Origin of the sequence: Pseudoalteromonas sp. C12FD-1, from assembly GCF_037414265.1 — a bacterium.
Taxonomy (GTDB): domain Bacteria; phylum Pseudomonadota; class Gammaproteobacteria; order Enterobacterales; family Alteromonadaceae; genus Pseudoalteromonas.
The window spans coordinates 110,228-135,614 of the sequence record NZ_JBBEVD010000044.1 but is presented as its reverse complement, the minus strand read 5'-3'; the positions used below and the strand labels follow the sequence as shown (position 1 = coordinate 135,614).

The 25,387-nt window shown below is 38.3% G+C and carries 19 protein-coding genes and 2 pseudogenes; 18 read left to right on the top strand and 3 right to left on the bottom strand.

The window, feature by feature from the left end; translation table 11 throughout:
- Positions 1 to 101 precede the first annotated feature (101 nt).
- From WDB87_RS04905 to WDB87_RS04865, 9 genes are all read left to right on the top strand, one after another.
- Complete coding sequence (locus tag WDB87_RS04905) at positions 102 to 2,447, top strand: AAA family ATPase (RefSeq protein WP_337849240.1); 2,346 nt, start codon at positions 102 to 104, stop codon at positions 2,445 to 2,447.
- 682 nt (positions 2,448 to 3,129) lie between these two features.
- Positions 3,130 to 5,034, top strand: a complete 1,905-nt coding sequence (locus WDB87_RS04900; protein ID WP_337849239.1) for a hypothetical protein — start codon at positions 3,130 to 3,132, stop codon at positions 5,032 to 5,034.
- The gene (locus tag WDB87_RS04895) at positions 5,034 to 5,996 is read left to right on the top strand and encodes a hypothetical protein (protein ID WP_337849238.1); all 963 of its coding nucleotides are present in this window, start codon (positions 5,034 to 5,036) and stop codon (positions 5,994 to 5,996) included. Before WDB87_RS04900 ends, WDB87_RS04895 begins: the two co-directional genes overlap by 1 nt.
- A 1,076-nt stretch (positions 5,997 to 7,072) precedes the next feature.
- On the top strand, positions 7,073 to 7,618 hold the full coding sequence (locus tag WDB87_RS04890) for a hypothetical protein (protein WP_337849237.1): 546 nt from the start codon (positions 7,073 to 7,075) through the stop codon (positions 7,616 to 7,618).
- A 418-nt stretch (positions 7,619 to 8,036) separates the two neighbouring features.
- The gene (locus WDB87_RS04885; protein ID WP_055017246.1) at positions 8,037 to 8,453 is read left to right on the top strand and encodes a S24 family peptidase; all 417 of its coding nucleotides are present in this window, start codon (positions 8,037 to 8,039) and stop codon (positions 8,451 to 8,453) included.
- Positions 8,438 to 9,697 carry a Y-family DNA polymerase gene (locus tag WDB87_RS04880; protein ID WP_273608670.1) on the top strand — a complete coding sequence of 420 codons (1,260 nt, stop codon included), beginning with the start codon at positions 8,438 to 8,440 and terminating at the stop codon, positions 9,695 to 9,697. Before WDB87_RS04885 ends, WDB87_RS04880 begins: the two co-directional genes overlap by 16 nt.
- Before the next feature lie 75 nt (positions 9,698 to 9,772).
- Positions 9,773 to 10,456 (top strand): HNH endonuclease, encoded by a 684-nt coding sequence (locus WDB87_RS04875; RefSeq protein WP_337849236.1) that lies wholly within the window; start codon positions 9,773 to 9,775, stop codon positions 10,454 to 10,456.
- Between the two features lie 225 nt (positions 10,457 to 10,681).
- Positions 10,682 to 12,124, top strand: coding sequence for an IS1182 family transposase (locus tag WDB87_RS04870; protein WP_337849235.1), 1,443 nt, complete (start codon positions 10,682 to 10,684; stop codon positions 12,122 to 12,124).
- 461 nt (positions 12,125 to 12,585) lie between these two features.
- Positions 12,586 to 15,576: a DEAD/DEAH box helicase gene (locus WDB87_RS04865; RefSeq protein WP_337849234.1), complete on the top strand. Its 2,991-nt coding sequence runs from the start codon at positions 12,586 to 12,588 to the stop codon at positions 15,574 to 15,576.
- A 792-nt stretch (positions 15,577 to 16,368) separates the two neighbouring features.
- Here the strand turns inward: WDB87_RS04865 and WDB87_RS04860 are convergent.
- Positions 16,369 to 17,052: pseudogene (locus WDB87_RS04860) on the bottom strand (ABC transporter transmembrane domain-containing protein); the annotation flags it as partial.
- 98 nt (positions 17,053 to 17,150) lie between these two features.
- Between WDB87_RS04860 and WDB87_RS04855 the strand changes: the two are divergent.
- The 7 genes from WDB87_RS04855 to WDB87_RS04825 all read left to right on the top strand — a co-directional run bounded on the left by WDB87_RS04855 (position 17,151) and on the right by WDB87_RS04825 (position 23,335).
- Positions 17,151 to 17,612: a hypothetical protein gene (locus WDB87_RS04855; protein WP_337849233.1), complete on the top strand. Its 462-nt coding sequence runs from the start codon at positions 17,151 to 17,153 to the stop codon at positions 17,610 to 17,612.
- Between the two features lie 109 nt (positions 17,613 to 17,721).
- Positions 17,722 to 19,560, top strand: coding sequence for a protein translocase subunit SecD (gene secD / locus WDB87_RS04850; RefSeq protein ID WP_337849232.1), 1,839 nt, complete (start codon positions 17,722 to 17,724; stop codon positions 19,558 to 19,560).
- The gene (secF, locus tag WDB87_RS04845; protein WP_337849231.1) at positions 19,553 to 20,485 is read left to right on the top strand and encodes a protein translocase subunit SecF; all 933 of its coding nucleotides are present in this window, start codon (positions 19,553 to 19,555) and stop codon (positions 20,483 to 20,485) included. The genes secD and secF overlap by 8 nt, the downstream gene beginning before the upstream one ends.
- Positions 20,486 to 20,599: 114 nt before the next feature.
- The gene (locus WDB87_RS04840; protein WP_337849230.1) at positions 20,600 to 21,076 is read left to right on the top strand and encodes a GreA/GreB family elongation factor; all 477 of its coding nucleotides are present in this window, start codon (positions 20,600 to 20,602) and stop codon (positions 21,074 to 21,076) included.
- A gap of 233 nt (positions 21,077 to 21,309) precedes the next feature.
- Complete coding sequence (locus WDB87_RS04835; protein WP_337849229.1) at positions 21,310 to 21,672, top strand: hypothetical protein; 363 nt, start codon at positions 21,310 to 21,312, stop codon at positions 21,670 to 21,672.
- Between the two features lie 118 nt (positions 21,673 to 21,790).
- On the top strand, positions 21,791 to 22,675 hold the full coding sequence (locus WDB87_RS04830; protein ID WP_337849228.1) for a DUF4145 domain-containing protein: 885 nt from the start codon (positions 21,791 to 21,793) through the stop codon (positions 22,673 to 22,675).
- A 219-nt stretch (positions 22,676 to 22,894) separates the two neighbouring features.
- On the top strand, positions 22,895 to 23,335 hold the full coding sequence (locus WDB87_RS04825; RefSeq protein WP_443197903.1) for a hypothetical protein: 441 nt from the start codon (positions 22,895 to 22,897) through the stop codon (positions 23,333 to 23,335).
- A 59-nt stretch (positions 23,336 to 23,394) separates the two neighbouring features.
- Here WDB87_RS04825 and WDB87_RS04820 read toward each other — a convergent pair whose 3' ends face one another.
- Entirely contained in the window at positions 23,395 to 23,736 is a 342-nt protein-coding gene (locus WDB87_RS04820; protein ID WP_303546379.1) for a zinc ribbon domain-containing protein YjdM, read from the bottom strand.
- 285 nt (positions 23,737 to 24,021) lie between these two features.
- Here WDB87_RS04820 and WDB87_RS04815 point away from each other — a divergent pair, with 285 nt between their 5' ends.
- Complete coding sequence (locus tag WDB87_RS04815; RefSeq protein WP_055016431.1) at positions 24,022 to 24,342, top strand: hypothetical protein; 321 nt, start codon at positions 24,022 to 24,024, stop codon at positions 24,340 to 24,342.
- Positions 24,343 to 24,536: 194 nt separating this feature from the next.
- A pseudogene (locus tag WDB87_RS04810) lies at positions 24,537 to 25,040 on the top strand (REP-associated tyrosine transposase).
- A 155-nt stretch (positions 25,041 to 25,195) separates the two neighbouring features.
- Here WDB87_RS04810 and WDB87_RS04805 read toward each other — a convergent pair.
- Positions 25,196 to 25,387: alkylphosphonate utilization protein (locus WDB87_RS04805; protein WP_337849226.1), on the bottom strand; the 192-nt coding region annotated here is incomplete at its 5' end.

Below are 25,387 nucleotides of genomic sequence, written 5' to 3'. Positions count from 1 at the left end.
AACTCCTTAATCGTGCAGGTCATGTAATATGCGCTCACACTCATATTCTTAGTAAGCAGCCATGCTATAATTCGCAAATATTTCAGTAAAAGGAAGTTACAATGCTAGAAAGAATACAAAAAATAGAAAACGTCGGTAACTACAGTCGAGCCCTTGCTGGCGGCTTCCCTCTTGGTCGAGTGAGTGTAATCTATGGTGAAAATAGAAATGGTAAGAGCACTCTTTGCGATATTCTTTACTCATTATCGCTTAATGATCCTCAGCTAGTCCTTGATAGAAAATCAGTAGTTCAAGGTCATGAGCCAGACACTATCAATCAACAAATCGAATTAAAGTTCTCCAATAGACAGCAAGCCGTTAAGTTCAGAAATTCAGAATGGGACTCTCAACCACCTGAAGAATCAAATCTATATATCTTTGACCACGGATTCATTCATCGAAATGTATTGGCTGGAACAAAGTACAGTCGTGAGAATTCAACTAACGTTTCAAGGTTTATCTTAGGTGAAAACGTAGCGGCTTTTGATGCCCTCGAAGTTCGTAATCAACAACTAAGAACTGATAGACAAACGTTAAACAAACATAAAATAGAATTGGAAGGTCATGAAATAGGTGATTTTACAGCGTTTGTTGAGTTACCAGTACCGACCAAATCGCTTGATGAGTTAGATGCTGACATTCAAGCATCAAAGCAGGCTCAAGAGCAGCTCGCAACTCAAATCACGAATACAACGCAAATCACTCAACGCTCGAATCTAAATGGCTTATTTAATGGTGTTTCCATTACCTCCACATCAGAAGAAATCAATAATTGTTTAGCTCTGTCTATGGTCAACGTACATGACGCATCTAAGGCTATAGTTACTGAGCATAAGAACAAGGTTAACAACAAAGAATCATTTAATGGATGGGCTGCTAGTGGTATCGAACACCTAGATGAAGATTGCCCTTTCTGTGGGCAAGAATTAGGTGCTGACGCTCAAGAACTAATCGAGAGCTACAGAACCGCTTTTGATGACGCTTTCCAAAATTTTGTAAGAAACACCAAAACAGAAGTAACCCGACTAAGAGCTAAAACGCTTATAGATGTTAGCCTTGAAAAATTAACAGAGAAGCATGATCAGAATGTCGCTACTTTAGAAACTTACTCCGAAGATACTATCAAAGACAAGTTAAGAGAACTCGACCAAGAAGCAATGTTAGCTCAGCGTTTCGAATCAGTTACTGAAGCACTTCAAGCTCTAATTGATGAATCAGTTACAACTAACAATGCGATTGATACAGCATTATCAGATAAATATGATGCGCCTTACAATGCTATTAATTCAATTGATTTCGATGAGTTGCAATCAAATATAGATTCTTTTAATGGAGCTATTCAAAGTTACGCTGACGCTATTGAACCTTTGAATGCAATGTTAACCGAGTTTAAAGACGGTCAAAATGTAGCTGATTTAAGGGAAAAGAAACAGTTAGAAGCAGAAAATGAAGTTGGCATAGCTCTTAGTCGTAAACGATTAAATTTAGATGTTCGTTGTGTTCAGTATAATAATCTAAAAGCACAGATTGACATAGATAAAGCAAGTTACGATGCTGACAAAGAAGCCCTCGAACTGGATCAAGAGGCGTTTTTGAATACGTATTTTGTAACTATCAACGACCTATTCAGACGTATTGGCTCAACTGACTTTGCTATATCTCGTAAGATTAACCGTGGTGGGGCTAGAACCGTCTATGACCTTGAAGTTAAGTTTAAAGGTCAACTGATAAACAACTCTAAGCTTCATTGTTTGTTCAGTGAGTCAGACCGTCGAGCTTTGGCTCTTTGTATATTCTTAGCCAAAATACAACAACTTTCATATGAAGCTAAAGCGAAGGCTATCTTGGTTATGGATGATCCTGTTACAAGCTTTGATAGTGAGCGTATTTCTAGCATTTTGCGAATACTGCATGCTTTAGAGCCTAATATTAAACAGATGATTATAACGACCCACTATAAGGGCATGGCATCTGCGGTTATGAAAAAATTCGTAGATGTAAATGCACTTAAAATCTATCAAGATGAAACAGGCTCAAAATTCGTTGCAACAACAAAGGCAGAGATGACGGCGACACCTCACGATGAGCGTTATGCTGAAATAATGGCTTTTGTAGAGCGTAGAACTCAAGAGAACCAAATAGGAAAACTTCGCCTATTTATTGAAGATGAAATGAGACAGAGATATAAACTTCCACTATCTAACCTCAACCTTACTGTGAGAGATACATTTAGTGACTGCATCAACGCTCTTCGGGATGGAAATTACATTGATGCTGACATAGCACATTCATTGGATGACTACCGAACGACACTTAACGGAACTGCTCACGAACTAGAAGAATGGTCACTTGAGGACTCACGAGGGTACGCTGAAGGTATGATGGAGTTCATTTATCAAAGATTATAATTAATTTCAGACAATAAAATCCCTATAGCGATATTCGTTTTAAGGTGAAGCCGTTCTCTACATACAGGTTAACCCCAGCTTCCCGAAGCGGCATTCGGATTAAGATTAGTAAGTTAAATGCCAAACTAATAGAGCGTGGCTAAATCAACTTGAAACTCACAATGGGGCAAAAATGTGCCTGCTCAGATCCGACTGACTCGAAGTGGACCGAAACGTTTCAGAGCCGAATGACAGCTCTGTGCCATGAGCAGTCATTCATGATTAACTCGTTTCTGCCCCAAAGCCATTTAATGTAAATGATCTAAATACACGCCAATATATATTGGAGCTGCACTCCATTGAGAATTTATCAAAGGCTATCTACAGAAAAGCCTTTTGATAAAAATTAGTCACCAAAATTTGATAGTTGCTAATTTGCAATAGCGTTTAGTCTAATGAAAACAGAACATGTCTAAACTTTTTGGGGAAAATTAACCCTATAATTAGCTGGCCGAAATCACTATGCGGCTACAGGTGTAAGGAACCAATAAATAGAGTAACACTTACTACTTTTACTATCTAATAGTTAATATTATAAAATTGTTGCAAAAACAACCATACTGGAGTATGTTTTTTGTTCAAAGAGAGTAGTTCGCATTTCTCGTTTAGGATTAAAAGCTAATAATAAGGAAAGAATATGCGAATGTTGCTGAAATCTTCTTTTGTAATATTCTCAATTATTATAGCCGCGAGCTGTAGCATTACAGGAAAACCTCCACAAGTAACCAAGTGTGATGATTTTTCTTCATTTGCACATAGCTGGTATACGCACATTAAAACTAAAAAAAGTTTCCCGGTAGCTAAAGCTGAACTTAACTTATATCCAGGTGATAGTGTACTTTCAACCCTAAAATTAAAAGATCACAACAGAGAATTAATTTCTGATCAAATCTTTTTTAATGGAATTCAAGGAGGTGAAAACAAAATAAAAATTTTGAATAAAATGGATGACTATATAGCTATATTGATACCTCCAAAAAGTTCTGAGGTTAACCTTGGGCAGTCATTTTATAGATTAGGTGGTGATCCAGATTATTTGCCAACACCAGCTTTTTTAGCAGTGCCAAAAGAAACTTTTTTTAACGGCATTTGCAGAAAAAATATCACTCCATTTTTAATTTCCTCTATCGAAAATGAGCAAATAGACGCACTACCGCAATTTAACATTGGACGAGTAGAGTTCAATCGACTTGTATCTGGATTATTTTTAGACCCAGATTCATACGATATTGAAGCTCTTATAGAGCGAATAAGTAATAACCGATATATAGATGAAGAAACATGGGGAGGCTGGTTAGAAGTTGATGTTGATACCCATCGACGCAATATTTTTCATTGGTTGTTTAAGTGGCCTGAAGGAAGAAGAATTGATATTCCAGATATTCAGTCAACTGAAGCAAATAGCCTCCCATTAGACTTTGATATTACTAGAAGTGAACATATAGATATAGCAAAGGGATGGCTACCAATAATTAAGGAGTACGCAACTCTTTCAAAAGAGATTAAAGCGTTAAGTGATTCATTAATTAAAAAAATAAAGGATGGAAATATTACACTCTTTATTTATCGGCAAGACTCTTCAAAAATATATAAAAAAATCAGTGTCTTGGATAAAAAAATTAAAAGTTACAATGAACAAATGTCACATGAAGTTGCATTATTCATCACTGAACCTGAAATAGCGCTTTACATATCAACAATGCGTGAAGATTTGAACAAATCAAAAGATGCTTTCAATAATATTGCACATGCTTATTCCGAATTGACTAATGTCAGCTCGGGTGGATTGATTAAACCCAAGCTTTTTTTAGCAGGTGCTTCAACAGTAATAGATGACCAAGAAGTATTTCCTTCGAAGATAGAGCAGTTTAAAACACCTACATCAAAGTTAGGAATTGTAATTCCTGCATCTGCTGTTGCATATATTGAAGCTGCCGATAATGGTAAATACAAAGTTCGCTTAAATGCTCTAATGTCTTTAAGTGATGGGATAACTAAAAATACAGGGCTATTGAAAAGCAAAATATATGCGAAGCAGTCTTGTAGCAAACATGTAGATTCTGTGAATACATCAATACCAGATAAGCTTAAAGGGGACTCCTATATAAAAGATATAGATATTGGAGTTGAGTTTAGAACTTGTTGGACAATTGATGTTGGATACCCTTGTCTTAAAGGATGGAAACCGAAATGGTGTAAAAAAAGACTTTCAGGGTGGACTAAAGTAGGTAGAACAACGGCAAAAGGAAGCGTAGGCATTAATGTTGAAAGAAAAGCAGAAGATCTTTACCTGAGCTATTTCTATAAGGCTTGTATTTTTGATTTTATTTGCACTGAGGACTCTGGCGAGTCGCCCTCTCTCCTAGACAGCATAAAAGCAAAAGATGAATTTAAGGAATTTATAGAAAAGGCAAACCCTAAAGTCATTAATGTAACGTTAAACCATGACAAAAATAATAGGAAATATGCAGCTATTAGGGTAGGTACCGACCCCTTAGATGCCTATGAAGCTGTAGTTTTATTAAAAGCAATTAAAGGAGAGCTATAATGCAAAAATTAACCTCAACACTGATTATGCTAGTTTGCGTTAGTCTGATATCGGCTTGCACACCTCCTTCATCAAAAAGAAGAGTCAGTAGTCCTCCAGAATTTGAAGTTAAATCTCGAAGCGCGACAGGCGGAGAATGCCAATGCCAAGGCGCTGAGGTATTAACAATAAAAAACAAAGGAGCAGGAGCGGGGCGTTTAGCTGCTACTAAATACACTCGGCTTATAAATAGTGACGCAGTAGACAAAAAGACAACGACTTATCGCTTTGAACCTGGGCAAGAAAGAGTGTTTGCTTGTTCTGTTGCTCCTATTAGTAATAGCGAACCTGAATGTCATCGCCAGAATACTATTGAAGCGTTTGGAAATCAGTACCCAAAGGCAATGCAAGATTTGAGTAGAGACTCTGTGATTCAGATTGTACAAGGAAACCTTGCTGGTGCTCCTGACACACCAACCCCTATGGGGTACTGTGTTAGCAAATGTAAATTTAACCAACAAGGTGGCTGTGACCTCAAACTTGAAGGTGGTGGTGATAGTGAACTAGGAATCAAAATCGCTAATTTGATTACAAGTACTGGCGGGAACAGTTCAATCTCAGTATCTAAAATTCAAGAGTTGACGGCTAGTGGAAAAAATGAATGCAATAGAACGGATATCGGCTTTTTAAACTATGTCGGTTATAATTATGGTGACAAATGTGATATCGAAGCAACCCTCCCTCCATCATTTGGCACTACTAAAATAACGATAGGTTCTAACTTCATGTTAGATATAAGCAAAGGGCCAGGTGTTGGCAACTTCACAATGACGTTCCCCAACCTCCCTGGTGGGATAGATGTAACATTCTCTGATTCTGTGCTTCAAAGTTCTTTTGGCGGCCGGATAAGCCAAGTAGATTACAGAGACAAAATGTATGCCATTGAGACAGGCTCTGGAAAATGTGTTGCGGTAGAGATTTAGGTTTTAAAAGCTTAAACCATAAGAAAATAAAGTTTCCTTAACTTGTTTTGATACAAAGATATAAATGACGTTCTTATGTTTTTATATTTATTGCTTCATTTAGGTGAGGTATATTCAAATCCACCGCAGCAATTCGTAGCGGTTCGAGTCCGCTCACTAGTGCTATTCTCTGCAAAAGCTGACCGACATAATTGTCGGTTTTTTTATAGCTAAAATTTAAGAATTATTTATGAACAACAGAATCAACAATGAGTAAATCATATTGAAGATAAACGTGAATAAATGGGCTTAGAGCCTGAACAGATAGTAGACGGGAACGCTCTTACACTTATTGTTGCTTTTAAAAGGGTTCTCTATTGCATCTACAGTAGATTGGGGCGACTTGGACGAGAAGAAACAAGGCAAAAAAGAGAGTAAGGCGAAAAAACGGTTGAATCGAGGTGGTGTTTCCAATATGACAATGGCGCGCCTTCATAGTGCAGATCCGGACGGTGAAGTATTAACCTGGTTAAGGGAAATAAGCAGACATCTTCGCTGAATCTGTTAACAAGTGAACCAGGCTGAGCGTTCTGTGCTGGCGCTCTAAACGGCAGCTTATTCAAGGCGCTAGCACATAGAAATTTTTATGCTAAATTCATCTAATACAGCCGACGACCTAGCTCGTTTTTGGGGCAAAGGCGGTTTAGGCAAATGCCTTAAAAGAGCGAATAGCGGCCGTTGATAAAATTTCATCAGTGTGCAAAATGCACGACCTGACCCCGTTTGATCCCATTTTGCAAGAGGTGATGTGGACACATTTACTAGCATCAATAAAGGTGTAAAATGCAGACTTATTAATAAGTTGCAGTTAAGGGATATTCAATGAATGAGCTATTTACTGGTGTGTTAGTTTTCTTAGTGACAGTGATTGTTACTTCTTTATGGAACTTTTATATAAAAGGTTATCTACTTAAAAAAGGGAGTTTGAGCAAATTGTTGAGGATCAGGGGAAAATATTAGATCACTTAGAAGCCAGTACGTTAGTTGCTGAAACTGTAAAAGATAATATTAATCGGCAATTTTTATCCAATGAAAAGTTGTGGGATGTAAAAAAAGATGCATATGACAACATATGGAAAAACGTTTTAGAGCTTGAAGATTTAGTATTAGAGCGGCTTAAGGTAACTGAAATATACTTTGAGGCTTTTTGTAACCATGGTGGTTGGACTGGTCCGTCTGATTATATGCCAGATGAGGAAGTTGAAAAGTTTTATAAATTTGCAGAGGAAGATATTGAAAGACAACAGGCCGAATTTAAGAAGTACAAAAGTGAAAAATACTTGATGGAGCAAAAAAAGGCGGAGCTACAATTTAAGGAAAAAATTGAACGCTTGGTCACCAACCTAAAATATAGCTCAATTTATATGAGCCAAGATATTATTAAAATAATTAACTTTTTAGATAGTGCTCATAAAGAGCAGTTTAAAGATAAAAGTTTCACTTATGAGAACTCAGAAGAGGGAGCTCTTGATGAGCGTGAGTGGTTCGAACATGTAATTTATGAATATGAAGGTTTCATCAGAGAACTCAAAATAAAGAAAGAAGAAATAATTGAACTATGCAAGAAGGAATTGCACCTCTAAAAAATATGTCACCTAGTTTACCTTATACAACGCGGTAAGTTGGATAAACAGAGGGCGTCACCCAACATGATTTCAAATACAGCATTGAAGATCTGCCTCTGGCACAGAACCGCCCGTCGGTTCTAACTCATAATTGTCCAAAAACGAGTTTAACCGACCGTCAGCTTATCGCTCTCTGCTGCCTTCTAGATTAAAGTAAAAAGTTGTGCATTGAGCCTTTAAGCTCAAATATGATTTACTATAAATCTAAAGAGTAGGTGTAATTTTGCATAGCTTCAGTTCGATAACTTACTTATTAAACTATGGGAAGCCTAGAGGAGCATAATAGTTAATTAAGGAAGGGCATTATTCTTTAAAATTTCTTGGTAAGCTTCAGAACCTGAATTATACTGTACAAATAAACAGTATTGAGGTGTGTATGTTCGTTATTCCAATTTATATCGATGCAGGTATTACTGGCTTTGAGTCTCCGGCAGCAGAGTACAAAGAGCTAGGTATATCTATCGACGAGCTAATTATTAAACATCCTAACGCTACATTCATTGGATTAGCTTCAGGTCAATCAATGCAAGATGTGGGGATATTCGATGGTGACTTACTCGTTGTTGATAGGGCTGAAGGTGTAAGCTCAGGGGATGTAATTGTTGCGAGTTACAATGGTTCTTTTGTTTGTAAGATAATAGATAAAACAAACCGCTTGTTAATTTCAGCATCCAAAAGCTACAAATCTGTTTATATCTCACCTGAAGATGACTTTAAATTAGAGGGTGTAGTGACTACTAGTATCCGTTTACACAAAAATAAAATAGAGCTAAGTCGATGTTTGCCCTCGTAGATGCTGTCGCTTTTTACGCTAGTGCAGAGAAGGTATTTGACCCATCTATTCGCTTTAAACCTGTAGTGGTTCTTACAAATAATGATGGATGTATTTGCGCCATATGTCCTATAGCAAGAAAGCTAAACATCCCAAAGTTTCAGCCTTATTTCAAAATTAAAAACTATTTAGAACAGCACCATGTCGTGGTTCGCTCTTCCAATTATGAGCTTTATGCTGATTTAAGCGAAAGGATGATGACAGTTATAAACCGATTTTGTGATGACCATTATGTATATAGTATCGATGAGTCATTTTTACGATTTACAGGGTTCTCGCAAATCATTGATGATTGGGCTGACTACGGACATATAATTCGCCGAGCGGTGTGGCGAGAAACAGGTTTACCTGTTGGAGCAGGCTTTGGCACAACACCTACGCTAGCAAAAGCGGCCAACCATGCAGCAAAAAAGCTATCAGGGTACAACGGTGTGGCCGTTATTAACGATGAAAAATCCCGTAAAGAAATATTAATGCGAATGGATGTAACTGATGTTTGGGGTATCGGTTCTCGTTTAGGAAAAAAACTTAAGTTGATGGAGATTAAGACTGCATGGGACTTAGCTTGCCAAAATCCTAAAACAATGAGGCGTATGTTCAGTGTTGTTGTGGAGCGAACTGTCAGCGAATTAAATGGTATTGCTTGTTTAAGTTGGGATGAAGTAAAGCAAGATAAAAAAGAAATTTACTCCACACGAAGCTTTGGTAAAAGAGTTACTGACCTAACCACATTAAAATCGGCTTTAGTAACACATGGCGCCATTGTTGGGCGAAAGCTTAGAAGACAACAGTCATTAACAAAGCGTATAGTTATATTTGCTGCCTGCTCACCGCACGAAGATGAGCATTATAAAAAGTCACTTTTATATGAATTTCCTGTACCGACATCGGATAGTAGCGTTATAGCTAAGGCCATATCTTCTGTAATTGATGAAATATATAAACCGAATACGCGCTTTTATCGCTGCGGTATTGGAGCGATAGAGTTAGAAAGTGAATCATTTCAACAAACCGATATGTTCTCTGTTAGTGAGGATAAACCTAAAATGATGGAATGCTTGGACGTGATAAATAAACGCTATGGTGTGGGGACTTTATCAATAGCCAGTGAAAAGCTTACACAATCGTGGAATATGAAGCGGGCTTTCTTATCACCACACTACACGACTCGTTGGACAGATATCCCTATAATTAAATGCAACTAAGTGTATTAAGCTACAGTGAAGCTAGTTTAAAAAACAGATTAATAACTAGTTTAAAAATAGACACAAGGAATTCAAATGAAAAAGCTTATATTATTACTCACCTTAATAGCCCCTTATAGTGTATTAGCCCACAGTGGTCGTACAAATTCAGAGGGGTGCCATAGCGATAAAAAACGGAACGAGTACCACTGCCACAGGCGTAAAAGTCAGCCAACATCAAGTGCATCGGATATAGTTAAATCTGTTCCAAAGGGCCTTGCCGTTAGTTCGCTTGTTTATAATAGAAAAGATTGGCCACACTGGGTTGATGCTGATAATGACTGCCAAGATGCGAGAGCTGAAATACTCATTAGAGATTCTAAATCACCAGTTAAATTTAAAAGAAATAAGCCGTGTAACGTTTCTTGGGGAGAGTGGATAGATCCATACACAGCTCATACTTTCTATAAAGCATCAGATATAGATATTGACCACATAGTCCCCTTATCCCATGCCCATGAAATGGGTGGTAAATACTGGAAGCGTAAGCAAAGAAGAGAGTTTGCTAACGACTTTGAAAACCTACTCGCTGTAGAGGATAATGCAAATCAATCTAAAGGAGGGCAGCCTCCCCAAGAATGGATGCCTCCAAATAAGTCATATCATTGTAAATACATCGAAAAGTGGAAGCATATTAAAAATAAATACGCACTTGAAGAAAGTGTGGCTGAGAAAACATTTATAAATAATGAAGCGCTCAGAAATAGATGTAGTGATTAGGCAAGTAACCCCTTATGTGAATAAGTTTAAGTTTATCTGTCAGGTTTACTTGTTAGTCTTAATCAAATCTGACAGTCGTATGAGTGCCCAGACTGTGTGAAAACTCTGATCACCTTTTGGTCTAAGTATCTGCTGCTTATGATCGATTAATCTATACATTTAGTTCACTTAATATACTGATATTTATATAATAAGACTATTGATTCAGTCGAGGGTTGAGGCAATATGTCAAAGTTTATAAGCGGTGAAAGTCGTGACCAATCAACGTTATTTCCAGAATCGCTGGAAGATTACGTCAGTGAAGATAATACGGTCAGAGTGATTGATGTTTTCATTGAGGAACTAAATCTAGCTGAATTGGGGTTTAAAGGATTAACCTTAAAGTCCACAGGCCGCCCTAAGTATCATCCAGCCACACTATTAAAGCTTTATCTTTATGGTTACCTCAACCGTATTCAATCATCCCGCCGATTAGAAACCGAATGCCAACGCAATATTGAACTGATGTGGCTACTTGGTAAGTTGGCACCCGACTTTAAAACGATTGCTGATTTTAGAAAAGACAACGGAGGCGGTATAAAAAATGTGTGCAAAACGTTTGTTGAAGTCTGTCGTAGCCTGAATATGTTTGAGAAACCAGTTGTTGCCATCGATGGTAGTAAGTTTAAAGCTAGCAACAACAAAGGCAATAATTTTACGCCAAGCAAAGTTAAATTTCACATCGACCGAGTTGAAAAGAACATTGAGCGTTATCTTGAATTACTTGATGAAGCCGATAAAGAGCAAGCTAACGTCACAAAAATTAAAACCACAAAAGAGAGGTTAGCTGACTTTCGCAGCCAGTTAAAAAAACTATACGCGATTAAAGAACAAGTTGAAGCTCATCCAGACAAGCAAATATCCACTACTGATCCTGATTCACGTTTAATGAAAACTCAAGGTTTTACAAGAGTTGTGAGTTATAACGTACAAAGTGCCGTTGATACCAAGCACCACCTCATAGTGGCGCATGACGTGACCAACGTGCCAGATAGAGGCCAACTTGCGTCAATGACAAAACTCGCACAAGAAGCATTGCGCAAGAAAGATATACGGGTATTAGCAGATAAAGGTTACTTCAGTCAGCCTGATATAAAAGACACTATCTATTTGGGTGCAGAGCCAATCATGCCCAAGACGGATACATCGTCCTCTGAAAAGAAAGGGATATTTAACCGCTCACTCTTCAAATACGATGCAAATAAAGACATTTACTTATGCCCCGCTGGAAATGAACTTCAAAATCGAATGCAAGTATTTGAGCAAGGTAAATACCTTGATGTTTACTTCAATCACATTGCTTGTCGAGATTGTAAAATAAGAAGTCAGTGCACTAACTCTAAAAAAGACCCTAGACGAATAAGGCGGTGGGTGCATGAGGTTCTGACAGAAGAAATGCTTCAAAAGCTTAAGAATGAACCTGAATTGATGCTTCATCGAAAGCAAACTGTTGAGCATCCCTTTGGCACAATTAAACTCTGGATGGGAGCTACCCACTTACTAACACGAGGTTTAAAAAGCGTGGGGACAGAAATAAGTCTTCATGTTCTGGCTTACAACTTCAGAAGAATGATAACAATTATGGGAGTTAATGGTCTAAGTAAAGCGATTAGAGTAGCGTTGCCATAGCAGTTTCGCTCACGCGGAGAAAATTGTGATACTGAGAAAAAACCGGTCGCAACCATTTTAGATGGTTTCAAACTAAGAACATACTTAAGACAATTTATTAAAAATTAGTTTTTACACAGTCTGTGCCAATAGCAGTCATTCATGATTAACTCGTTTCTGCCCCAAAATGAGTTAAAAAGCTCAGTATATCAAGTGAAAAAGTGTCACAGACATATCAGTAATGTTGAATCATTCCTGCACTATGTAATTGCTTAGCGAACTCATATTAGCCGCAAAAAATTGTCAGGGGTTCATGGTATTACTAACAAATTTACGGAAGGAGGTAGTGGCTTTTTAGCTAATATACAAATAGCAATAAGCTCATGTAATATTGTCTGTTTTATAGACAGGTGTTTGGCTTGATGGTAATTTAAGCGCATAAAAATCAAGAGACTATCTATGTTCGTTAGGGAATTAATTTGATGGAACAGTTAAAAGAGATAAAAGTTAAAAATAGTACGATAGTTTGGCTGCCAATTAATGCCGACCAGCACACTCCTGAGTCAATTTATTCTTCATGGTGCCAATCTGATTTTTTGTTCAAAGAAGAAAATATAGCCCATCAAACAAGTGGCTTGAGACCCCCACAAATTGGGGGGATTTTTTCAGCGTTAGGGTACGAACGTTCTGATAATACAACAGCAGCAACTATAGTAATGCCGACGGGGACAGGGAAAACTGAAACCATATTGTCCATCGTGGTAGCAGGCCATTTTAAAAGAACCCTAGTTATAGTTCCCTCTGACGCATTGCGAGAACAAACGAAGAATAAGTTCGTCCAATTAGGTCTTCTTCGAGAACTTGGGTTAATTAAAGACATTACTCTCAACCCAATTGTTGCCACCATAAAACATGGTGTTGATGAACACGAACATTTAGACGAGTTATTGAAATCAAACGTCATAGTCGCATCTGCATCGGCGCTGGCTAAATTCAAAAGTGAATACTTTGTAAAGTTGACTGAAGCGTGCACACACCTCGTGGTGGATGAAGCGCATCATATCACTGCTGCAACATGGGCAAGAGTAAAGTCACAATTCAAGGATAAATCCGTATTTCAATTTACTGCTACTCCTTTTAGAAGTGATGGTTCAAGAGTTGAGGGAAAAATAATATTTAATTACCCTCTTAAAAAAGCGCAAGATGAAGGTTACTTCAAACCAATTGAGTTTCACCCAGTAAGAGAGTTCGTTGAAGAGCAATCTGATCAGGCTATTGCAGAGAAAGCTATTGAGCTACTTAGAGCAGATCTGGCTGCTGGTCTAGATCATATTGTAATGGCTAGGGCTAGTACCATCAAAAGAGCCAAAGACATTTTTAAGTTATACGCTAATGAAGAGGACTTAAAACCAGTCTTAATCAACAGTAAGGTGAAAAAGAAAGCTGATGTCTTACAAGCAATAAGAAATAGAGAACACAAAATCATTGTTTGTGTTGATATGCTAGGTGAAGGCTTTGATTTACCACAGTTAAAGATATCGGCGATTCACGACCCGCATAAGAGCATAAACATTATGCTTCAATTCACAGGTCGCTTTACACGGACTACCCAAGATGTTGGTGATGCTAAGTTCGTGGCAAACATAGCTAACCCCAATGTTAACGAATGCTTGGAGGATTTGTACAAAGAAGATTCCGACTGGAACAACGTTATAAGTGACATCAGCTCTCGAAAAATCAAAGATGAGAAAGAGTATCAAGAGTTTCGAGCTGAATTTTCAACTCCAAGTAAGCTACTTGATTTAGGACTGACACCTAGCATTAGCACGGTTATTTATAGGATGCGCATAGCTACTTGGCAGCCAGAGCGATTTCAAAGGTTTGCGAATAAGCAATTTCAGATAGTGGATTCAGTTCTTAACGATGAAAAAAATACATTAGTTTTCTCTATAAAATCTTATTTGCCAGTTGGGTGGACAAGCTCAAAAGAACTATTCGATGAGTCTTGGGACTTGTATATAGCCTTTTATGACCAGAACACTAACCTTCTATTTATCCATTCTTCAGCTAAAGATGGTTTGGTTAAAAGGTTGGTGAAGTTAGTTGCTGAAAATGCAGCTCAAGTTCAAGGTGAGCATGTATTTAGATCTTTAGCTGGGCTAAAACGACTGAAGCTCCAAAATGTAGGTCTTAATAAAAATAAAAAAGGTCTGCGGTATTCAATGCATACAGGCACAGAAATTAACGAGCAGATTCCAGATATAGAAGCAAATAGAGCTACAAAATCTAATATTTTTGGCAAAGGGTACGAGAATGGTGAGCTAGTAAGTATAGGTTGCTCCCATAAAGGTAAAGTTTGGGCGATGGATAGTGATTCTTTGGACAAATGGATCACTTGGTGCAAGGGAGTCGGAGCAAAAATTCTAGATGAGACCATTGATACTAACGAAGTCATGAAAACTGCAATGCAGACTGAAGAGTTAGAAGAATATCCAGAAATCCCCCCTCTGTCTGTCGAATGGCCTGTAGAGCTACTAAGAAAAAATGAATCCAAGGTCACTATAAAGTCAGCTAATTGGGAAGATAACTTAATTAATTGCGAGTTATTGATAGCGGAAGTGCAAAATAAAGACCCTAAGGTACTAAGCTTGGTTCTAAAAAGTCAGTATGCAGTTAGCCCAATTGAAGTAACAATAACAGGCAAAGGTGAGGTCAGCTTCTTATCGCAAGATAATCTCGATATCAAACTTGGCGAGCAAGTTCAGCAATTATCTGATTTCTTTGATGAATATCCTCCAACCATATTTATGTGTGACACATCCGTTATTGATGGTGGGTTTAGGTATTACCCAAATGAAGACTATGCCTATTTATATGATGTCAATAATACAGAAGACTGGGATTGGGCAGGAGTTGATATATCTGTAGAGTCACAGACGACGACCAAATTAACTCACTCTATTCAATATCATACAATTCAGAAATTGAAAGGCCATTATGATTTAGTTTTTGATGATGACGGTGCAGGTGAAGTCGCTGATATCGTAGCGATAAAAAACAACGATGACAAAGAACTCGTCATTGACCTTTTTCACTGTAAGTATTGTTCAAAGAAAAATGGGGTAGCACGCCCTGGAGCAAGGGTTGACGACGTATATCAAGTGGCGGGGCAAGCGGAAAAAAGTGTTAAGTGGTTTGGTGATAAAGAGAAACTAATCTTACGACTGATGGATCGTGAGCGTACTAGGCTCAATCAAGGGAAGGCTTCACGAATTGATAAAGGCCAGTACGAAGATTTGATTCACTTTGCAAAGGTAGCAAGGTATTCAACTTTTAAGCTGGGTGTAGCTATTGTCCAGCCTGCTATATCAAAAGCTCAAGTATCTGAAGATCAATTATCAGTTCTAGGAGCCACGGCAGCTTATATTGATGAGATAAGTGGAGTTAAGCTAAGGGTTGTTATAAATCAATGATGTAATGGTTATTGGCAAAGTCTCGGTGGATGGTAAAGAATTATTTTTTGAGTATTTCTTAAACTGTAATTACGATTGTGTTAAAGCAATCAAAGCCTACCGTGGCAACTTGAGCCTACACAAGCCAATAAAGTAGTTGGACTGCTAACGCTTTTCCTGGTAGATACGGTTGCATTCACTCTATTTGGCGTATCAGACATAATCGAAGCTGAGAAGTCCAAAAGAGCATCAATCATAAATAGCGAAAGAGATCTATCTGGTTTATAAAAGCGAGTTGATCAAAAGGATTAAACAATAGCTGACTGTTTTCGTACATCAACATATTAGCCGACAGTTACTTGACTCTTGTGAAGAGTTCCCAAACGCTGCTCGTGGCATTTTTGTGAAGTCCAGCTTCGAGCGATAACCTGCCGTTCGCTACTACTATTTCCCATAAAAGTTATATACCAAGGTTCTATAACTGTGGCCAAAATTAATTGACCACTACAGCCCGGATTATGTCTTTTGAGGATAAACTTTTAGTATGTAGCGAAGATTCACTGGTTACTGATACTTAGCGATTTTTGTACTGCTCTTTGAAGTCATACTGAGCATTAACAACTTGGTCAATTCGCTTTTTCTACACATAAGTTTTATTTAAAAAAAATAGACAGGTATTTTTTGTGATTTTAAAGAAAATTGCTTCTACAGTTATGTTACTGAAACCCCTTTTTAACTGTAGAGAGTTAAACCTTTGTTATATATGTTTTCTATAGGTTTATTATTTTCTACATATAAATATTCTAACATTCGCTCCACGGTTTCAAAGTTAAGCAGACTGTCTATGGCGCGTGTATTACTCAAATTATCGGCGGCGTTTGCCTCACGTATAAAGCGGTTTCGCCACTGCGTTACTGTTACGGTAAAGGTAATATAAATAGCAACCGCCAATAAGGTTATTAACGCAAACCAAACAGAAAATAGCGTCCCAAAAATAATGGCAACGGTGAGTATTTCAAAAAGGGTGGGTACAATATTAAACATTAAAAAACGCATTAAAAAGCTCAGCCCACTCGTGCCGCGCTCTATATCACGGCTTATGCCGCCTGTTTGCCTATCGAGATGAAACGCAAGCTCTAGTGAGTGTAAATGTTTAAATACTTTTAAACCAATATCGCGCATAGCGTGCTCTGTCACACGCGAGAACACCGCATCGCGTACCTCGCCTAAAAACACGCTGGCAAACCTAAGTCCACCATACATAAGCAGTAGTAACGCCGGGATAACTAAAATAGGATTGATTGATTTATCTACCGAGTCGATAATTTCTTTTAGTGCCCAAGGCATTAAGAGTGTCGCGCCTTTAGCACCTATAAGCGCTAAAAGTGCAATAAATACTCGCCCTTTAAATTTAGTAATGTAAGGCCACAGTGTTTTAATGCTTTGTTTTAAGGTCATGGCATCGGCGCGTTTTATAGTACTGTGCTTGGAGCGCATTAAGGGTCTCAGTTAAATTAAATACTTAATTAATAAGCATTGTATTTTAATTACTTGCCCATATATACTACGCATCCCTTGTTTAGTTTGAAGTAACTATGTTTAACGTTCGTGTATTTATAACTGCTTTTTTGCTGTTTTGTGCGCTTTTTAGTGTGCAAAGTAGTGCGCAGTGCGCGACACACAAATTAAACACGGTAGCCATTTCATTGAGTGTATTTGCTGATAGCGTTGATTTAACTAAAACGCAGCCTATTTCAAAATCGGTAAAGGGCAGTGAGCACAAAAAAACGCATCAAACGGGCTTTGATGCGCATCAACCTAGGTTAACGGCTAGTAACTCTTCTTTATTTTTACATGCCACGCAAAGTGAGCCTGAATACGACCTTGTATTTGAGTTTTTTGCACAAACTCTTTTTAGAGAAATACACCTAAGGCCCAACGCTTTTGTTGTCCAACAGCCTTGGTATACACTTGTATCACATAGCAAAAAGTCGCGACTGAGCGGCTGGAAAGATGCAAACTTGCTCTACAGCGCTGTAACTACCTACCACGCTTAATTTTCTTATTTAATTTTTATTAGGTTTAACGTTTTACGTTTAAGCCTTGAGATTAATTGTGCTTTTAAAAAGTACGTTGCCAGTAATTTACTGGTAATAAGGAAAAAACATGTTAAGTGTAAAAAAAGATCAAAAGTCATTTATGGCTAAATTTAAATTAAGCTATATAGCCATGCTTATTGTGCTGATTTTATTAGCTATTAGCGCATTACCCAACTTATACCCTAATAAATCGTGGTTGCATGTAAGCAACGCGCCTCATAGCGAAACCCAAGCCGTGCTAAGTACTAACGCATTAGTTACTTTTTTAAATAATCAAGGCTTTAATGTTGAACAAGGGCTTGATAAACAAGCAACTATAAATATTTTATTAAACGAGCCAACTAAAAGCGCTCAAGCGCAAGCGGCTATAAAGGCGCAGTATCCAAACACACAAGTTAAAATTGTAGAACATGCAACAAGCCCACTTTGGCTGCAAGAATTTGGTTTATCACCAATAAAATTGGGCCTTGATTTAAATGGCGGCGTGTTATTTGTACTCGACGTAGATTTAGACAAAGCCGTTGATGAGCAATTAGTGAGTGCATATCAACAAGCTAAATCAATCATCGTAAAGCAAAAAGCGCATGGCCTTAAAGCGCTGAAAACGGATCATGGCTTTGAAATTAGCGCACTACCAAATGCGGTGCAAAAACTTAACCCAGTGATGGATGAGCTACAAAGTCGCTTTGCTAATTTAGCGGTTACAACAACCAATAATGGGGACGTTAAAAATGCACTATTTAGTTATTCAGAGCAAGGGCGCAGCAGCTTTGATAAAGAAGTAATGAGCCAAACACTCACCACGCTTCGCTCACGCATTGAAGAATTAGGTATTACCGAAGCCGTAACACAGCGCCAAGGTAAGCAGCGTATACGTATTGAGCTACCAGGCGTGCAAGACCCAACCGAGGCAAAGCGCATCATAGGTGCAACTGCATCACTTGGGTTTTACCAGTTAAAAGAAGTAGGTGGTCAAACATTTAATATGCAGTCGGGTGGGACCATTAAACTTGATCCTGTGCCTATTTTTACCGGTGATCACATTAATAATGCCAACATAGGGCGCGACGACTGGGGTAAACCCCTTGTGCAGCTTAGCCTAGATGGGCAAGGCGGCGATGCTATGTCGGCGTTTTCAAAAGCTAATATTGGTAAGCCTATGGCCACGGTTTACTCTGAGTACTCTCAAAATGCAAACGGTGAAACCGTTAAAAAAAGCGAAGTTATAAACGTGGCTAATATTGCACAGCACTTAAGCTCACGTTTTAGCATTACCAATATGAAAAGCCAACAAGCAGCGGCAGATTTAGCCCTGTTATTACGCGCAGGCTCACTAACCGCGCCTGTAACTATAGTGCATGAGCAAACAATAGGGCCAAGCCTTGGCAGCGAAAATATTAGTAATGGTTTAGCCGCATTAATGTTGGGCATGGGGATTACACTTGCCTTTATGGCGCTGTGGTATCGCCGCTTAGGGCTTATTGCAAACGTAGCGCTGTTATTAAATTTAACATCGCTTGTTGGCCTCATGTCGTTATTACCAGGGGTTGTATTAACCCTGCCGGGTATTGCTGGGCTTGTGCTTACTATTGGTATGGCGGTAGATACCAACGTTATTATATTTGAACGAATTAAAGAAGAGCGCAGAAAAGGGCGCTCTGCATATCAGGCGATTCAAGAAGGTTACAAACAGGCGGCCAATACAATATTTGATGCCAATATAACCACTATGATCACCGCGCTTATTTTATACGGCATAGGTTACGGCCCAGTTAAAGGCTTTGCCATCACATTGGCACTTGGTTTAATAACCTCTGTATTTACTGGCGTGTACGTATCAAAAGTACTAAGCCAAACGTTATATTTAAAAATGGCTAAAAAAGCAGGAGTAAATGCACATGCTTAACACTTTTTTAAAAGGCGAGGCGGGCACGCGTCTGCGTTTTTCGGGCATGCTTTTGAGCGCCATACTTGTACTGCTATCGGTATTTACACTTAGTCAAAAAGGGCTTAATTTTGGACTCGATTTTACCGGTGGCTACCTAACGGAATTTACCACCAGCCAAGGTGTTGAGCTAAAAGAGCTTCAATCGTTTATTACTAAAAATCACAATGGCGAGTTTGAGCTAACCGCGCAAGGCAATAGCCATTTTCAACTACGCGAAGCGCCTAGCGATTCAACAGCAAATAGTAATGATTGGCAATCTGCCATTACTCAAAACGCAGATATGAACGCTGAGGTATTATCGTCAGCGTATATTGGCTCACAAGTGGGTGATGAACTGTTTGAGCAAGGTTGTTTAGCCCTGTTTTCAGCTATGGTTGCAGTCATGCTTTATTTAGCGGTGCGGTTTGAATGGCGTTTAGCTGTTGGCTCAGTAGTTGCGCTAGTGCATGATTTATTACTGGTACTGGGGCTATTTTCGCTATTTCAACTTGAGTTTAATTTAACAGTACTTGCCAGTTTACTCGCCATTATAGGCTATTCACTTAACGATTCTATAATAGTGGGTGATAGAGTACGCGAGCTTTTACGTGTTAAATCTAATAATGCACTTAGCCCCGCAAGTATTATAAATAGCGCGATTAAAAGCACGTTAACGCGTACACTTATTACATCGGGCACCACACTTGCTACGGTTGCCAGCGTTTGGTTACTCGCAGGCGCGCCATTACAAGGCTTTGCCATTGCATTATTTACCGGCATTGTAGTAGGTACGTTTTCGTCTATTTGTATAGCGGCAACCTTGCCTGAGCTTTTAGGGTTAAGTGCTAAAAACTACGAAGAAAAACTCGATGTAAAAACCCAAGCATTAATGGATATGCCATAAATGCGAGTCTAAATGATTAAGTAAACATATCGGCGCTTAAAATAATGGTTTTAAGCGCCTTATAACGTTAAAATTAACCACATAGTTTACAGCATTGGTTATTAGCGCTCCCTCATGAACAAAACCCACGTAATTGAACACCTTAAATTTGCACTTGAAGCACAATTAAACAGCGCAAAACAAGCTGCCAAAGCCGCGCATGACGCAGCAACTCACGAAGAAAGCGTAGCAGAAACACAATATGATACCCTAGGGCTCGAAGCCGCTTATTTAGCACAAGGCCAAGCCGAGCGTGTAAACGAATGCTACAAAAGCATTAAACAATTTGAAGCCATTTTTAAAGAGCCTACTCACAATAAAGTGATTATAAGCTCACTCGTTTGTTTAGAAGATGAAAGCGCCTTACAAAAATGGTTTTATTTAGGCCCAGCCGCAGGCGGGTTAACGGTTGAAGTAAAAGGGCAAACTATTCAAGTGGTTACACCTGAAGCACCACTGGGTAAACAACTTTTAGGCAAGCAGCTTGACGATGAAGTAAGCCTAAGTATTGCAGGCAATAACCATGAATATGAAGTGGTAGAAATTTTATAAAACATTGGTTTTATATGTATGCCGGATAATCAAAGCGCCATATGACAAAGCCAATCTGTCTCATAACATTATTAAAAGTCGTTTTGGTGTATTTTACCAGCAGAGATTTTATAACATACGTAATTTATTGTTTACATTAGAGTTGTTTGGTGGAATTATTGAGCTATGTAATATACGCCGTTTTGGGGTGTTATAAACCACCAAAATGGTGTTCAATAAGTTGTTATGTACCTATGAAACTTAAATTAGCATTGGTGATAATCTTTATAGCTTTGACTGCGCTAGTTTGGCAGCCAGCGAAGACTTTTCTTCTCCAAGATTCGTGTTTAGACAATGGAGGGAAATGGGCATTAAATGGTAACTTTTGTATTTATCAAAATTGCGCTGAAACTAGTTCTTGCAAACCAAGCTATAGAAATAACTCAATTTGCGAAGAGTTAAAGTTAGGTATATCTCAAAACGAATTGTATTTTCATTTAGGTATGCCTGAATCTAGCTCAGATAATAATTTTATATTTACAGGTGGTGGCGGAGAAAATACAATTCAAGCTACCATAAAATCTGGTAAAGTTGTTAAATTACAATGCGGTACATAACAAGCAATTAAAGCGGGACTTTTTACAGTTTGCTCGGTTTCGCTTCGCTACACAACTTTAGCAAACTAATAAAAAGCCCCTCAATGTGGGCGTTAACTACCACTGAACATGGAAAGATATGAGCTCTGAAATAATATGGAACGATTGCAGAACATGTAATCAAAATACCAAACATACAGTGCTTGGAAAGACAAGCAAGGCAACTCCCCCTGATATTTATCACGATGAAACAAAGTACTTTCTATTGGAGTGCAATGGTTGTGAAACGATAGCTTTTCGCGAAGAGTATCATGATTATGAAGAGTACTACCCAATTAGTGAAGATGAGTATGAGCATCCCATTTCGGTAGAAACATATCCGCATTTCATTAAGAATCATGTTCCACTTGAGTTTTCATTTGATTTACCTCCAATAGTCGAAAACATTTACAAAGAATCAATCATCGCAATTCAACGGGGTGCGTATACCCTAGCAGGCTTAGGGCTAAGAGCGACGATAGAAGCCATATGTAACGACAAAGAAATAACGGGTAGAAATTTACAGATTAGAATTAACAATATGAGTAGATCAGGAATGATTTCAAAGTCTGACACCCAGAGATTGCATGCGATTAGGTTTATGGGTAATGACGCTGCTCATGAAATAAAAAAGGCAAAAAAAGAGTCTGTAATGATCGCCTTGAAAATTGTAGAGCATTTGCTCTTATCTGTTTATATATTCGAAAATGAAGTTTCAAAATATTTGGAAACACCAATCAGCACGTTAGATGAATTAATTCCTATCTTGGATAAGAAGCTTAAAGTAATCGACTCAGATTCTACATTTACTTTCGTAAAACTGCTTGGAACCGCAAAACGAAGAATATTAGAAGGTATGGATTCACTGGAAACAGAGTTAATCCAAAGAGTAAATGATGGCAACTACGATAAAATAGAGGTTACCGCTCAGCCTGATGGCACAACCGAATCTAGCCAGTGGTTTAAAAAAGCTGCTGGTAGTTAACAATCACATTAAGTCGGTCGCAAGCGCCCTGGGACAGAAACACGTGGGCTCTGTCGCTTCGCTCGGATTTTAGTCCACGTGGTACTGCCCCTTATGTGGGTGTTAGGAGTCAGGTTGGAAACTGATAATAACTAATTATACACCCACCTAAATTTTGAAATTTAGATGGATGTTAGTCCAAATAAATAGTTTGTTCGAACCAGTTTTCGCTACGCTTGAATGTCTGCTAAGCTGGGCAAGAGTAAAAAAGGAAGTGTTTTGATTCACAGATTTTTATCAATATCCGCGATGCTCTTTTTATTATCAGCTTGCACAACAGGTGAACTTTATTACACGAAGGTTTCTGGCGAACGCGTTTTAGGGTGTGATGTGGAGTTTGTTGGCTTACCAAGCGTTGATAAGTTTGCGGTTGAATACGCACTTAGCCTTTGCGCGAAAAGTTCTATGAAAAAAGGGTATTCCATAGATAAAGAACAGGAATACCTACTTACCCTAGACCTTCAAATTCCAGAGCCAAAATGTGGTCAATCTTGGAACCATAAGTCGGCAAAAGAGCATTATAGAGCTGGCAAATTGTCAAAGAAGGAATATGGCTATATTGTTGCTCACATAGACTTAGGTTTAGCGGTTGTTAACGAATGTTCACCAACAACTCAATAAAATTAACCATTTAGATCGTTGTGGCGAGACATGCAAGATGGCCTCGCCATTTATCCGACCTACGAGTTAGCCTTTTTCACAAACTTCGCTGTTACCATCATTTCGCCAATACCATCAACTTTGCAATCTAGCTCGTGATCTTTTTTATCAAGCACACGCCTTACGACCGCTTTGGTACCAATTTTAATCACTTGTGAGCTGCCTTTAATTTTTAAATCTTTGGCTACGGTTACTTTATCGCCATCATTAAGTAGGGTGCCGTTGGCATCTTTAACTAAAATTGCGTCTTCATCGTTTGTACTATTTGGGTTCCATTCATAGGCGCATTCAGGGCAAATAAGCATTTGTTGGTCTTCGTAAACATATTCAGATTGGCACTGTGGGCAGGCAGGGTGTGACATTTATAACGCTCATAAAATAGTAATTTTGCGTATTTTAATCTGCATTAATAGGAAAAAAGTAAAGGGGTCAAATCTTGACTTCAGACATCAAGCGCTTTTGAAAGAAATAGTAAACGACTCGAGTAAATAGAGCCTGCTTTTTTCATATAAAAGGTGGAGTATGACCGTCAAGAAAAAAATAAACAGGCAACCATCCTAAATTTTACAGTTTACGCATAGGTTCGTCTGTTAAATTAAAGTGGGTGTCAAGTTTGGTTTTCGTTACGGAGTTAGGTTGAATCGATTATGAATGATGAGTCAAGTAAGAGAAAGTCTTGTGAGCTTGCGAAGGCGTTGTTAACAAGCAATGAAGACTATTTGGATACTGTCTTAGCTTTGTCATTTTTAGGAAATAATATTCATGGTCAATGTTGGGAAACAGAGTTTCATATTTTTGGGCTAATTACATCAGAAACTGATCATTTGCCACTTAAAAAAGTCAGGCAACATTGTAGCGATGAGTTATTATCTAAATCTGACAGTGAAATACAAGAAACTATTAATTATTATTCAACGCAAGTACACGCTGCATGCACTGAAATATTGGAAAAATATGGCAATGTATAACAAACAAGTCATCCCAAAACAAAACAATCAGCATGACACCGATCCAAATTACCAATACAATAAACGCTTATACTTATAAATTAACTGTCGGATGGCATGGCTCCGCCACTTATCCGACCTACGTCAATGTTGTATATATCCTAAAATTACGCTTTATTTAGCTAATGTGTAACAAATAGAGCAGTGGATGTGTAATGCGATATCGTCGTAATTATGTTAAAGGTGGGACGTACTTTTTTACCGTTAATTTGCTCGATAGGAATAAATCGTTGTTGGTTGAACATATCGATTTATTAAGAGAGTCTATCCGTATTGTTAAATTCCAAAGGCCATTTTATATAGATGCATGGGTTGTGCTACCCGATCACCTTCATGCGGTTTTAACCTTACCAGATGGTGATATGGATTATTCGAGTCGCTGGCGAGAAATTAAAAAGCGATTTTCAAAATCTCTCCCAAAAACAGAGTTTTTAACTCAAACACGAAAACGTAAAAATGAGCGCGGAATTTGGCAGCGCCGGTTTTGGGAGCACACCATTAAAAATAATGATGATTATTGGCATCATATTAACTACGTTCACTTTAATCCGTTAAAGCACGGTTTAGTTAGTCGAGTAGTTGATTGACCTTATTCAAGTTTTCACAGAGCCGTAAAACAAGGTGTTTATACAAATAATTGGTGTGGCGAAAAAATATAAATTATTCGTAGGTCGGATAAGCGAAGCGCCATCCGACGAAGCCATAGTTACATTATACATTTTAGCCTTGTATATACTCTATTGTTGAATGAAATGTCCTAGGTCTTTATGGCGCGTCGGATGGCATGGCTTCGCCATTTATTCGACTTACCCAGCTAGTTAGCCTTTTTTACAAACTTCGCTGTTACCATCATTTCGCCAATGCCATCTACTTTGCAATCTAGCTCGTGATCTTTTTTATCAAGCACACGCCTTACGACTGCTTTTGTACCAATTTTAATAACTTGTGAGCTACCTTTAATTTTTAAATCTTTGGCTACGGTTACTTTATCGCCATCATTAAGTAG

Coding starts and splice junctions, on each gene's coding strand:
- WDB87_RS04840 (WP_337849230.1), top strand. CDS start 20,600: ATGAACAAAACCCACGTAATTGAACACCTTAAATTTGCACTTGAAGCA.
- WDB87_RS04895 (WP_337849238.1), top strand. CDS start 5,034: ATGCAAAAATTAACCTCAACACTGATTATGCTAGTTTGCGTTAGTCTG.
- WDB87_RS04905 (WP_337849240.1), top strand. CDS start 102: ATGCTAGAAAGAATACAAAAAATAGAAAACGTCGGTAACTACAGTCGA.
- WDB87_RS04875 (WP_337849236.1), top strand. CDS start 9,773: ATGAAAAAGCTTATATTATTACTCACCTTAATAGCCCCTTATAGTGTA.
- WDB87_RS04880 (WP_273608670.1), top strand. CDS start 8,438: ATGTTTGCCCTCGTAGATGCTGTCGCTTTTTACGCTAGTGCAGAGAAG.
- WDB87_RS04900 (WP_337849239.1), top strand. CDS start 3,130: ATGTTGCTGAAATCTTCTTTTGTAATATTCTCAATTATTATAGCCGCG.
- WDB87_RS04830 (WP_337849228.1), top strand. CDS start 21,791: ATGAGCTCTGAAATAATATGGAACGATTGCAGAACATGTAATCAAAAT.
- WDB87_RS04825 (WP_443197903.1), top strand. CDS start 22,895: ATGTCTGCTAAGCTGGGCAAGAGTAAAAAAGGAAGTGTTTTGATTCAC.
- secD (WP_337849232.1), top strand. CDS start 17,722: ATGTTAAGTGTAAAAAAAGATCAAAAGTCATTTATGGCTAAATTTAAA.
- WDB87_RS04835 (WP_337849229.1), top strand. CDS start 21,310: ATGAAACTTAAATTAGCATTGGTGATAATCTTTATAGCTTTGACTGCG.
- secF (WP_337849231.1), top strand. CDS start 19,553: ATGCTTAACACTTTTTTAAAAGGCGAGGCGGGCACGCGTCTGCGTTTT.
- WDB87_RS04885 (WP_055017246.1), top strand. CDS start 8,037: ATGTTCGTTATTCCAATTTATATCGATGCAGGTATTACTGGCTTTGAG.
- WDB87_RS04870 (WP_337849235.1), top strand. CDS start 10,682: ATGTCAAAGTTTATAAGCGGTGAAAGTCGTGACCAATCAACGTTATTT.
- WDB87_RS04815 (WP_055016431.1), top strand. CDS start 24,022: ATGAATGATGAGTCAAGTAAGAGAAAGTCTTGTGAGCTTGCGAAGGCG.
- WDB87_RS04865 (WP_337849234.1), top strand. CDS start 12,586: ATGGAACAGTTAAAAGAGATAAAAGTTAAAAATAGTACGATAGTTTGG.
- WDB87_RS04820 (WP_303546379.1), bottom strand. CDS start 23,736: ATGTCACACCCTGCCTGCCCACAGTGCCAATCTGAATATGTTTACGAA.
- WDB87_RS04855 (WP_337849233.1), top strand. CDS start 17,151: ATGTTTAACGTTCGTGTATTTATAACTGCTTTTTTGCTGTTTTGTGCG.